Annotated in this window: 11 protein-coding genes; 8 read left to right on the forward strand and 3 right to left on the reverse strand. The window is 63.9% G+C overall.

Annotation, left to right across the window (positions count from 1 at the left end; genetic code table 11):
- On the forward strand, positions 1 to 471 hold a 471-nt coding region (locus Q0Z94_RS09615), incomplete at its 5' end, for a glycosyltransferase (protein WP_298069167.1).
- A gap of 261 nt (positions 472 to 732) precedes the next feature.
- Here Q0Z94_RS09615 and hemA read toward each other — a convergent pair.
- Genes hemA through Q0Z94_RS09630 form a run of 3 tightly spaced genes read right to left on the reverse strand, consistent with a single transcriptional unit; the run spans position 733 to position 3557 of the window.
- Complete coding sequence (gene hemA, locus Q0Z94_RS09620; RefSeq protein ID WP_298069169.1) at positions 733 to 2016, reverse strand: glutamyl-tRNA reductase; 1284 nt, start codon at positions 2014 to 2016, stop codon at positions 733 to 735.
- 28 nt (positions 2017 to 2044) lie between these two features.
- Positions 2045 to 2860 carry a cytochrome c biogenesis protein CcsA gene (ccsA, locus tag Q0Z94_RS09625; protein ID WP_298069171.1) on the reverse strand — a complete coding sequence of 272 codons (816 nt, stop codon included), beginning with the start codon at positions 2858 to 2860 and terminating at the stop codon, positions 2045 to 2047.
- Complete coding sequence (locus tag Q0Z94_RS09630) at positions 2847 to 3557, reverse strand: bifunctional precorrin-2 dehydrogenase/sirohydrochlorin ferrochelatase (RefSeq protein ID WP_298069173.1); 711 nt, start codon at positions 3555 to 3557, stop codon at positions 2847 to 2849. Before Q0Z94_RS09630 ends, ccsA begins: the two co-directional genes overlap by 14 nt.
- A 229-nt stretch (positions 3558 to 3786) precedes the next feature.
- Here Q0Z94_RS09630 and rpmE point away from each other — a divergent pair, with 229 nt between their 5' ends.
- The 7 genes from rpmE (at position 3787) to Q0Z94_RS09665 (ending at position 11316) form a co-directional block, all read left to right on the forward strand.
- On the forward strand, positions 3787 to 3996 hold the full coding sequence (gene rpmE / locus Q0Z94_RS09635) for a 50S ribosomal protein L31 (RefSeq protein ID WP_077073051.1): 210 nt from the start codon (positions 3787 to 3789) through the stop codon (positions 3994 to 3996).
- Positions 3997 to 4136: 140 nt separating this feature from the next.
- Positions 4137 to 5168 carry a DUF1385 domain-containing protein gene (locus tag Q0Z94_RS09640; protein ID WP_298069175.1) on the forward strand — a complete coding sequence of 344 codons (1032 nt, stop codon included), beginning with the start codon at positions 4137 to 4139 and terminating at the stop codon, positions 5166 to 5168.
- Between the two features lie 2 nt (positions 5169 to 5170).
- Positions 5171 to 6238: a peptide chain release factor 1 gene (gene prfA / locus Q0Z94_RS09645; RefSeq protein ID WP_298069177.1), complete on the forward strand. Its 1068-nt coding sequence runs from the start codon at positions 5171 to 5173 to the stop codon at positions 6236 to 6238.
- A 46-nt stretch (positions 6239 to 6284) separates the two neighbouring features.
- Positions 6285 to 6608: an ATP-dependent Clp protease adapter ClpS gene (gene clpS / locus Q0Z94_RS09650; protein ID WP_298069179.1), complete on the forward strand. Its 324-nt coding sequence runs from the start codon at positions 6285 to 6287 to the stop codon at positions 6606 to 6608.
- Positions 6609 to 6660: 52 nt separating this feature from the next.
- A complete protein-coding gene (clpA, locus tag Q0Z94_RS09655; RefSeq protein WP_298069181.1) occupies positions 6661 to 8925 on the forward strand; it encodes an ATP-dependent Clp protease ATP-binding subunit ClpA in 2265 nt (754 codons plus the stop codon).
- A 17-nt stretch (positions 8926 to 8942) separates the two neighbouring features.
- A complete protein-coding gene (gene aat / locus Q0Z94_RS09660) occupies positions 8943 to 9584 on the forward strand; it encodes a leucyl/phenylalanyl-tRNA--protein transferase (protein ID WP_298069185.1) in 642 nt (213 codons plus the stop codon).
- Between the two features lie 484 nt (positions 9585 to 10068).
- Entirely contained in the window at positions 10069 to 11316 is a 1248-nt protein-coding gene (locus Q0Z94_RS09665; protein ID WP_298069183.1) for an N-acetylmuramoyl-L-alanine amidase, read from the forward strand.
- Positions 11317 to 11660 lie beyond the last annotated feature (344 nt).

Here is an 11660-nt window from a genome sequence, read left to right on the forward strand (position 1 = left end):
GCGTTTGAACGCCTTTGGGCAAAGGGCATAGACGCCAACTTCGTCATAGTGGGGAGAAAAGGCTGGAAAATCGACAAGCTGGCCGAAAAAATCGACAAGCATCCTGAAAACGGCAAGCGGCTGTTCTGGCTCAAGGGAATCAGCGATGAATATCTGGACAAGGTGTACGCGGCCGCTTCCTGCGTACTTTTCCCTTCCGAGGCGGAAGGCTTCGGCCTGGCCGTTGTCGAGGGCGCACGGCATGGGAAACCGCTCATCCTGCGCGACCTGCCGGTATTTCGGGAAATTGCCGGAGAGCATGCCGCATATTTCAGCGGTCTTGACCCGCAGCCTTTGGCCGACTGCATCGAAACATGGCTGGAAGACCTGAAGAAAGGCCGCATGATCCCCTCGGCCGGTGTCAAGCTTCTTACCTGGGAAGAAAGTGCTGAAATGCTGCTGTCCCGTCTGCCCCTGGAAGCAATAATGTAGCAAAGCCCTTCAGGGCTTTGCGTCCTGCGCCTGGGGGGGGGCATCCCCTCCCAGGCTGCCGCCCCAAAGATACCCCGCCCTTCAGGGCGGGGTGGGACTCTATCGGCCTGAAGGCCGAGGGCTCAAACCATAAAGGAAATAAGATGACAGAGAAGGAATAGTTTCATGCCGGCGCTGCTTCCTTCTGGGGCTGTCCCAGCTAAGAAAAAAGAGCCAGGACAGTCCCAGAACTTAACGTTACAGGCAGGCTGCCCGCCGGTGCTATTTCAGATCGAAGACGCGGCGGATGGTGTCCACGGCCTGAAGCGTGTATTCCGGGTTTTCGGCCTCGTGGAAGCGTTCCTTCAGAAAGGCAATAGGCTCGTGGTTGAAGCGGCGCACCAGAGAATCGGCCATGATTTCCAGCGCCTTGCGCGTTTCTTCATCCACGGGGCCGGAAGACCCGAGGCGGCGCAGCGTCCGCGCCAGTTCTTCTTCCACGATGCGGCGTCCGCGCTCCCCAAGCGCCACAATCGTGGGCTGGAGCGTGAGCGACTGAAGCCAGTCGAGGAAGGCGGCGGTCTCCTCGTCCACGATGGCACGGGCCTTCACCGCTTCTTCCCGGCGTCCGGCAAGGTTTTCCTCAACGACTTCCTTGAGATCGTCGATGTCGTAAAGGTAGACGTTATCCAGCGTGTTCACCGCGGGGTCGATGTCACGGGGCATGGCGATGTCGATGAGGAACATGGGGCGGTGCTTGCGCTTCCTGAGGACGCCGCGCATGTCCTGTTCATGGATGATGGCTTCAGGCGCGCCGGTGGAGCTGATGAGGATATCCGTCTCCGCAAGCTGCGCAAAGAGCTGACCGAAGGGCACGGCCTCTCCGCCGAGGCGCTGGGCCAGTTCCTCGGCGCGGGCGTAGGTGCGGTTGACCACGCGGATACGGCGCACACCGGCCTGAACCAGGTGCATGGCGGCAAGTTCGGCCATTTCTCCCGCACCAAGAATGAGGGCGTCGTGCCGGCTCATGTCGTCGAAGATCTGCTTGGCCAGTTCCACGGCAGCGTAGCTGATGGACACGGCGCTGGAAGCCACGCCGGTTTCGGAGCGCACGCGCTTGGCCACGGAAAACGCCTTGTGCAGCAGCCGGTTCAGGATGGTTCCCGCGGCGCGGCAGGCGCTTGCCTTGCGGTAGGCTTCCTTGAGCTGTCCGAGGATTTGCGGTTCTCCGAGGACGAGGGAGTCAAGGCTTGAAGCCACGCTGAACAGATGCCGCACGGCTTCTTCTCCCTGATACTGATAGAGGTAGGGTTCAAGTTCTTCCGGCGTTCTGCCGCGGGCTTTGGCCCAGCATTCCAGCGCCCGGCGGCGCGCCCTGTCCCCGTCGCCCACCACGAGCACTTCCACGCGGTTGCAGGTGGAGAGGATGAGCGATTCGGAAATGCCTTCGCCGCGGGGAATGGCCCAGGTTTCCGGGGCGCAGAAATCCGTGAGGGCGAAGCGTTCCCGGATCTCCACCGCGGCCGTGCGGTGGTTGATGCCGATGAGTGAGATGCTGCTGTTCATAGTGGTGCGCTGCCTGGCGGCCCTGGAATCAGAAACCGTGCTGAGAGGAGAAGAAGGTGTTCACAACGAAGAGGGAGACGAGACAGGCCGCAAAAATGACGAGGGCGAGCACGGCGGGCTTGCGTCCCTGCCAGCCGAGGGCCTGCCTCTGGTGGAAGAGCAGGGCGTAGACGAGGAGTATGAGCAGGGAAAAGCCGCTCTTCACAAGGTCGCCGGGCATGAGGGACGGCCAGGCGATGCGCGACCAGAGAAAGCCGCAGAGCAGACCGAAGCTGTAGCAGGGAAAGCCGATACGCGTGGCCAGGGAGTTGATGGCGTCCAGGGAACCCAGGGCCGGCAGGTCGCGGCGGAACCCGGCGAGGCGGGCCTTATGCTTGATGGCCCGCTCCTGCCACAGGAACATGCCGCCCGCGCCTGCGGCCACGGCCATGACGCCGATGCCCACGGCCATGCCCGCAAGGTGCAGCCAGAGCAGGGGGCCGGTCACGGTGGCGGAGGCGGGGGCGCCGGAGAAGCCCAGAGCGCAGGCGCAGAGGAAGAAGGCCCAGGGAGAGACGAAGTGCAGGACGATCTCCTGACGCTGACGGCGGAAGATGAACAGTCCGGCGGCGGCCAGCACCCAGGCGAGGGGCAGCAGGTAGAAACCGCGGGACACGCCTTCAAAGGCGCCGGAGCACAGGCTGACGGCAAGCCACGCGCTGTGGGCGGCGAATCCGCCCGCGCAGAGCGCGCAGGCCAGAGCCTTGAGGCGCGGGGAACGGCCGAGCAGACCGCTGAAGGAGGCGACGACGGCGAGAGCGTACAGGGCGAGACAGAGGCAGGAGAAAAGGTCAGTCCAGTTCATGCAGAAATTCCTCGGCAGAAAAGGGCAGTGCGGCGGGAAGCAGGGGACGGAGAAGAGCGTCAAGCGCGGCGGCGTCGCGGCGTTCAAGGGCGGCCATGAGCTGGTCGCGCAGGGGACGCCTGCAGAGGGCGCGGAAGAGTACGGCGTCGGCATCGCTGCCAAGACCCAGCGCAAGAACGCGGGGGCGGAGCGCTTCCAGAAGCGCCAGCAGGGGGGCGTACCCCTTGCCGAGCCAGGCTTCCAGCTCCTCCCTGAGGGCACGGGCCAGAGCCGGACTCCTGCCGCCGGTGGACAGGGCCAGAACCAGAGGCCCGTCCTCCACATGGGCGGGCACGAGAACATTCCCCTCTCCGGCGTCCACAGGCCCGGCCACGTTGCAGAGAATCCCGGCCGCGTCCGCGAGGCGGGCGATGCGGCCGTTGACGGCGGCGCTGGGCGTGGCCGCGAAGACCAGTGTCCGTCCTTCCAGATCTTCAGGCTGAAAATCGCGGCGTTCCACGGTGAGAGGTCCGGCGTTCGGCGCAAACTCCGCTTTGAGGGCGGCCGCAGCCGCTTCGTCCAGACCGGGGTCGAGGACGAGGAGCGAGGCCGGAGCGCAGTCAAGGAGCGCGCCGATCTTTCGTCTGCCCACGCGTCCCGCGCCCACCACGAGACAGCGGGCCGCGTGCAGATCGAGAAAGAGAGGGTAATAGCGCATGGGAAAGCTATACCCCTTCCCGCGGCACACGTCCAGAGAGGAGCGGGATGAAGCCAAAAGGCCCGCCGCGAAAAGGCACGGAAAAATACTGGACGAGAGCCGCGAAAATCCGTATAGTCCTGCGGATTGATACTTCAACGCTGCGGTAAATCGGGCGACTAGGCGACTGTCCGCCTGCCAGGGCGGGTATGGGCGAACCCGTGGGTCCGCAAATCATCGAGGAGTCAGCATGAAAGAAGGCATCCATCCCAAAGTGTACAAGGCCAAGCTCGTCTGCGCCTGCGGCAACGTTGTGGAAGTCCTTTCCACCAAGGGCGAGACCGTCCATGTGGAAATCTGCTCCGCCTGCCATCCGTTCTTCACCGGCAAGCAGCGCTTCGTGGACACCGCCGGCCGTATCGACCGCTTCCGCAAGAAGTACGCCAAATTCGCCAAGTAGAGCCTTATCCGGCGCAGCCCTGCCGGAGACGAACGGAACCTCCCCAGGGTTTGCTCTGGGGAGGTTTTCGCGTATGCGCCTCTTCCCGTTTTCCTTCCGCAGCGGGGAGAAAGTTTCAGACATTTTTTGAGGTTTTTTGCATGAAGCCCTGTCTTCCCTCTCTTTCCGCCCGTACCGTCCGGCGCGCGCTCATGGTTCCCGCGGCGGCGCTGACAGAGGCCCCTTGTCAGCCTCTGGTGGGAGGGCAGGCCGTGATGGAAGGCGTGCTCATGCGCGCCGGCGCGTCCTGCGCCCTTGCCGTGCGCCGTCCCTCGGGAGAGATCGCCGTGGAAAGCCGCCCGTGGCGCAGCGTGGGGCCTTCCGGGGTGCGCGCCGTCCGCTTTCTGCGCGGCTTTCCCATTCTGGTGGAGACTCTGGCCAACGGTGTGCGCGCGCTGGAACGCTCCGCCGATCTTTCTTCCGGTGAGGATTCGCCGCCCATGAGCCGCGGAGAGGCTGCGCTGACCCTGCTCATGGCTCTGGGCATGGCCGTGGCGCTCTTTGTGGCGGCCCCGCACGTTCTGGCGCTTCTGATGAACCGTCTGGGAGCAGGCGGCGACATGCAGGGCTTTTCCTTCCATCTCTGGGACGGGCTTTTCAAACTGGCCCTGTTCCTCGGCTATATCGCGGTCATCCCGGTCATGCCGGAGATTCGCCGCGTCTTTCAGTACCACGGGGCGGAGCACAAGAGTGTCCACGCCTTCGAGAACGGCGGCATCGTGACGCTGGCGAGTGCCCGCGCGGGCAGCAGACTGCACCCCCGCTGCGGCACGACATTCCTGCTCTTTGTGGTGGCGGCGTCCATCCTGCTCCACGCGGCCGCCGTGCCTCTGCTGCTTCGGCTGTGGACGCCGGAATCCGCGCTGCTGCGGCACGCGGGCGTCATCCTTTTTAAAATCCTGCTCATCGTTCCGGTCAGCGCAGTAGCCTATGAAATCGTGCGAAGCGCGGCCCGCATGAAGGCGGGCTTCTGGCGTTTTCTGGTGAGCGGACCAGGACTCGCCCTTCAGCTTCTCACCACCCGAGAGCCGGACGACGCGCAGCTCGAAGTGGCGCTGGCGGCGCTCAAGGCGGCCCTTGGCCCCGCGTTTGCCGGGCGCTTTGCCCCCGACCCGAACCCCGTAACGGAGTAGCTATGTTTGCAAAACTGGAAAGTCTGGAACAACGATATACGGAACTGGAAGCGTCTCTGGCCAGGAGCGACGTACTCTCCGATCAGGAGCTGTACCGCAGGACGGCCAAGGCCCGCGCGGATATCGAGCCTGTGGTGCTGGCCTTCCGGGAATACCGCGAACTCCAGCGCCAGCTTGAGGATAACCGCGAACTTCTGAACGATGAGGATCATGAGATCCGCCTCATGGCTCAGGAGGAAGTCCACCGCCTGGAAAAGGAAATGCCGGAACGCGAACACGCCCTGCGCCTCATGCTCCTGCCGCCCGATCCGCTGGACGAGAAGAACACGGTGCTGGAAGTGCGCGCGGGAACCGGCGGCGACGAGGCCGCCCTGTTCGCCGCCGATCTCTTCCACATGTACTGCCGCTACGCCGAAATCAAGCGCTGGAAGGTGGAAATTCTTTCGGAAATGCCCACGGACGCGGGCGGATACAAGGAAGTCATCGCCCTGGTGTCAGGCCGGCGCGTGTACAGTCATCTGCGCTACGAATCCGGCACGCACCGCGTTCAGCGCGTGCCCGTGACCGAATCTCAGGGCCGCATCCATACGTCGGCGGCTACCGTGGCCGTCATGCCCGAAGCCGAGGAAGTGGACGTGAATCTGCGCCCGGAAGACCTGCGCATTGACGTGTACCGGGCGTCGGGCGCGGGAGGCCAGCATGTGAACAAGACGGAATCCGCCGTGCGCATCACGCACATCCCCACGGGCATCGTGGTCACATGTGAAGACGAGCGCTCCCAGCACAAGAACAAGGCGCGCGCACTCAAGGTGCTGGCCTCGCGCATTCTTCAGGCGGAACGCGAAAAGCAGCACTCCGCCGAGGCCGCCGAGCGCCGTTCCCAGGTGGGTTCCGGGGATCGTTCCGAGCGCATCCGCACCTACAATTTCCCGCAGGGGCGCGTCACGGATCACCGCATCAACCTCACCATGTATTCGCTGGATCGCTTCATGGAAGGGGAGATCGAGGAGATGGTGGAAGCTCTGGCCGCGGCTGCCCAGGCCGAGGCGCTGAAGGCCGAAGTGAATTGAGTCCCGTAAACGCCGTCCGCAGAGGGCGGCAGGCGGAGGTAACGTCATGAGCGAAGACATTCGGCCCGAAGACGGGACACGCATTGAGTCCGGCGCGGCGCTGGAAGAGGAACTGAAGGAGCCGGCCCTGTTCCGGGTCATCCTGCACAACGACGATTATACCACCATGGAGTTCGTGGTGCGGATCCTCCGGGAAGTTTTCCGCAAGACCGAGGCCGAAGCCGAAGCCATCATGCTTTCCGTGCATCAGAAGGGCACGGGGCTGTGCGGCGTCTACCCGCGGGAAATCGCCGAGTTCCGGGTGGGGCAGGTGACGAGCCGCGCCCGTTCCGCAGGCTTTCCTCTGCTTTGCACCATGGAAAAGGAATAGGGGCGTTCCCCGAAGCCGCCGCTTTTACCCTTAAGAGAGAGGTCGAACCGACATGATGGGACATTCGCTCATGCAGAGTCTGGCCATTGCCGTCATGGAAATGCGTTCCCGCCGCCATGAATGCCTGACCGTGGAACATCTCCTGCTGGCCATGACGCGGGAGCGGCTCGGGGTGATCATCCTCAAGGGCTGCGGCGTGGACATCCCCGAACTGCGGCGCCAGCTCGATGCCTTTCTTGCCCGCTATCTGCCCGAAGGCCCTGCGCCTGTGGAAGGCGTGGAAAACGAAGTGCTTCAGACCGGAGCCTTGGAGCGCGTGCTGGAGCGCGCCATCCTGCATGTGCAGTCCTCTGGACGGGAACAGGCCGATGTGGGCGATGTCCTCGCCGCCATGTTCGAGGAAGAGGACTGCTGGGCCGCCTATTTTCTGCGCAAACAGGGCGTGGACAGACTGCGACTTCTGGAATTTCTTTCCCATGTGCTTCCAGGACTGGACAAAGGGCGCACGGTGCGCCGTCCCGCCGGGGGCACGGAGCAGGGGGAGGACGAAGCGCCTTCCGCTCTGGAACGCTACACCGTGGATCTTCTGGAGAAGGCCCGCGAGGGGCGCATTGATCCTCTGGTGGGGCGCGCTTCCGAGGTGACGCGGGTGCTGGAAGTGCTCTCCCGCCGGAGGAAGAACAATCCTCTGCTGGTGGGCGATCCGGGCACGGGCAAGACGGCCATTGCCGAGGGCGTGGCCCTTAAAATCGCCGAGGGCGGCGTACCGAAGGCCTTTCGTTCCACAGGCGTGTACGCTCTGGACATGGGCGCACTCCTGGCCGGTTCGCGCTACCGCGGGGATTTCGAGGCGCGCATCAAGGCCGTGGTGGAGGAGCTGAAGGCGCATCCCGGCGCCATCCTGTTCATCGACGAGATACACACCATCGTGGGCGCGGGTTCCACAAGCGGCGGTTCCATGGACGCTTCCAACCTGCTCAAGCCCGTGCTGGCTGCCGGGGAACTGCGCTGCATTGGTTCCACCACCTACGAGGAATACCGCGGGCACTTCGAGAAGGACCGCGCCCTCAGCCGCCGCTTCCAGTGCATAGACGTGCGCGAACCCTCGCAGGAGGACTGCCTTGAGATCCTGAAGGGGCTTCAGTCCCGCTATGAAAACTTCCATCATATCCGCTACGCGCGGGGAGCCTTGCAGGCGGCTGTCGAGCTTTCCGCCAGGTACATTCAGGACAGAATGCTGCCGGACAAGGCCATCGACGTGATCGACGAGGCCGGGGCGCAGGCCGCACTGCGGCCCAGCTTCCGCAAAGGGTCCTCCGTGACCGTGCAGGACATCGAAAAAGTCGTGGCCCGCATGGCGAATATTCCCGCGCGCAGCGTGACCCACAGCGAACGTGACAGGCTCAGGACCCTGGCTGATGATCTGCGCGCCCGCGTTTTCGGGCAGGACGAGGCCGTGGACGTCATCGTCCGCGCCATACTGCGTTCCCGTGCGGGCCTGAGCCGGGACAGCCGCCCCGTGGCCTCCTTCCTGTTCCACGGGCCTACGGGCGTGGGCAAGACCGAGCTGGCCAGGGTGCTGGCTGAACTTCTGGATGTGGCGTTTGTGCGCTTCGACATGAGCGAATACATGGAAAAGCACGCCGTGGCACGGCTCATCGGCTCGCCGCCCGGCTACGTCGGCTTCGAGCAGGGCGGGCTGCTCACCGAGTCCATACGCAAGACGCCGCACGCCGTGCTGCTCCTTGACGAGGTGGAAAAGGCGCACCCGGACATCTACAACGTCCTGCTTCAGGTCATGGACTACGCCACACTCACCGACAATACAGGGCGCAGGGCGGATTTCCGCAATGTCATCGTCATCATGACCACCAACGCCGGGGCGCGGGAAATGGAGCAGTCTCCAGTGGGTTTCTGCTCCACGAGCGCCGCTTCCGACCGCAGCACCGGAGCCGTGGAGCAGACCTTCAGTCCCGAATTTCGCAACCGCCTCGACGCGCTGGTGCCCTTCCGCGCGCTGACAAGAGAACTCATGTCCCGCATCGTGGACAAGGCCGTAGACGCCCTGCGACCCGGGCTTGCCGCCCGCGGCGTTTCGCTGGAACTCACGGAGGAGGCGCGGGAGTGGCTGGCCAGACGCGGCTTTGATCCCCGCATGGGGGCGCGCCCGCTTCAGCGCGTCATACGCCGGGAACTGGAAGACCCGCTGGCTTCCATGCTGCTCTTCGGCGAACTTGCCAAAGGCGGCACGGTGCAGGCCGCGCCAGCCGCCGATGGCGGGCGCCTTGACTTCACGGTGAATCGGATCCGCGCATGAGCCGTCCCCTCTTCTGGATGCCGGAAGGCGGACCCTGCTGGTTTCCTCCCATGGAGAATGCGTCGGAGCAGGGGCTGCTCATGGCAGGGGGAGACCTTTCTCCCGAACGGCTGCTTTTCGCCTATTCCCACGGCATCTTCCCGTGGTACGGCGACGATTCGCCCATCCTGTGGTGGTCGCCGGATCCGCGCTGCGTGCTGCTGCCGGAAGAACTGCACGTTCCCGCACGGCTGGAGCGCGTCCTGCGCCGCGGCCGCTTTTCCTTCAGCGTGGACACGGCCTTTCGGGAAGTCATCCACGCCTGCGCCACCGTGCCGCGTCCGGGGGAGCCGGGAACATGGATTGTGCCCGGCATGGAAGAAGCCTATGTCCGGCTTCACGAACTGGGGCACGCCCATTCCATGGAAGTCCGGGAAGACGGCGTCCTCGCCGGCGGACTGTACGGTGTGCAGTGCGGCCGGGCCTTTTTCGGAGAATCCATGTTCCACTTCCGGCCGGACGCTTCCAAGGCCGCCGTGGTTTTTCTGGTGCGCTGGCTGCAGGATCGGGGCGTGAAGCTCATCGACTGCCAGCAGGCATCCTCCCACATGCTGCGTTTCGGCGCACGGGAAATCCCCCGCAGCGAGTTTCTGCGCCGCCTGAGCGTGCTGTGCGGGTGAAGGAACGCGGGGGAAAAAAGGAGAAACTCTTTTGAAAAAGGTTTTCTTCTGCCGCCGTACCCCTTCCGCCTTCTGAAATTTTCCTGGGAGAGAGAACGTCCAACCTTGCTGAAGTGTTTCAGGGGCAGAACAACCCGCGGAACGATGCAAAAGCGCGTTCTGCCCGAGGCGGGACGTGTTCCTGCTGAAGGTGGCGGAACGCCGTGTTTTTCCGCTGTGAGCCGTGTCCGCGCAGAGACAGGGCGTCCTTTTCCCCCGGAGAATGCCGCTTTTCCATTGACAGAACAGAATGCCTGCGGAAAGATAGGGAAAAGGCCCCTTCGGCAAAGGATGCCGGGCTTCGGGAAACGCCGTGCGTTTCCCCTGCCGTTTTTACCGGGTCCCGTCCGCACGGGGAGCGCCGGTGTCTGTTTGTGTCCTGTGTCAGGTCTTTGCATTCTCGTACAGGAAGACAGCCCGCACTTCTGTGGCTGCGGATCGGAATATGCCTCGGAACCGCGTTTTTCTCTTTCTCTGCCTGCTTTTCGTCCTGGTGCTGGGGAGCGCTTCTCCGGCTCTGGCCGGCTACCCTGCGTCCTACGAAAAGGCCAAGGCACAGTTTGAGCGGCTGGAAAAATCCGGGGGAAAAGCTCAGGAGTGGCAAAACTGCGCCGATGCCTTCCGCCGCAGTTATCAGAATAATCCGAACTGGCGGCTGCGGGCTGCGGCTCTGTACCGCTGCGGGCTGGCGCTGGAGGGCAAGGCCGGGGTAACAAAAAACGCGGCGGACGCCCGAAGCGCCGTGTCTGCCTATGAAGAGCTTGTGCGCAAACACCCGGAGCAGTCGCTGGCCGATGACGCGCTTTTCCGCGCGGCCGTTGTCTGCAACGAGAGGCTGGGCGAGGTGGACAAGGCAGCGGCCGCCCTCGACCGCATTGCCAGAGACTACCGCAGCTCGGATCACGCCAAAGCCGCTGCGGATTACAGAAAAAAGCTGAAGAAGGGAGGAAAGGCGCTCCCCGCCGCACCTGTCGCGGTCACGCCTCCGGCCAGGACGGGCATGACGCTGGCGGCGCAGCTCGGCCTTACCGTGCGCACGGTGGTCATCGATGCCGGACACGGCGGCAAGGATCCCGGCACCATGAACAACGGTGTGGTGGAACGGGACGTCACGCTGGACATTGCGCGCAGCCTGAAGGTCCTGCTGGAAAAGGACGGCTTCCGGGTGCGCCTCACGCGGGAAGGCAACCGCACGCTCACCCTTTCGGAACGCGTGGTGCTGGGGCGCAGGTACAAGGGAGACCTCTTCGTGTCCATCCATGTGAACGCCTGCGCCAATCCGGCCATCAGCGGCATGGAAACCTATATTCTGGACTTTGCCCGCACGTCCACCGTCAGCCGCCTGGCCCGGGTGGAAAACGCCGGAAGCGCGCGCCTGGGCGACATGGACAAAATTGTCAGAAGCATAGTCACCGGCGCACGGATCAACGAATCCCGCGAACTGGCCGAAGAGATACAGAAGCATTCCGTGCGCCACATGAAAAACAATGGCCGCCGGCTTCACAGCGGGGGCGTGAAGGGCGCGCCGTTCTTTGTTCTCGTGGGCGCGACCATGCCCAGCGTGCTTGTGGAAGTGGGCTACTGCACCAACAAGAAGGAAGCTGAAGACCTGAAAAGCGCCAAGTACCGCCAGCTTCTGGCCCAGGGCATACACAACGGCATCCTCGCCTACGCGCAGAGCCTGAAACCGTAAGAAGAGCAGCTACCAGCGGCGCACGCGCCGTGCCGTCCGGCAGCTAAGGAAGGCGTTTGCTTACTTGCCTTTCCCTACCTTAAACCGCCGGAGGCACGCGCGGTAGCGCGTTTGGAGCGACGCCCCCGCGACCTTCCCCGCTTCGGCGGCGTAACCATGTTCGCAGGCGGAGCCTGACAAACACGCCGCCTTCGCTATCTGCTCGCTGACGCTCGCGCCGTCCGACAGCTAAGGAAGGAGTTTGCTTACTTGCCTTTCCCTACCTTAAACCGCCGGAGGCACGCGCGGTAGCGCGTTTGGAGCGACGACCCCGCGCCGGCTGGAAAGCCGGCATGGAGGCGGGC

This window comes from uncultured Mailhella sp. (genome assembly GCF_947631555.1).
Taxonomy (GTDB): Bacteria; Desulfobacterota; Desulfovibrionia; order Desulfovibrionales; family Desulfovibrionaceae; genus Mailhella.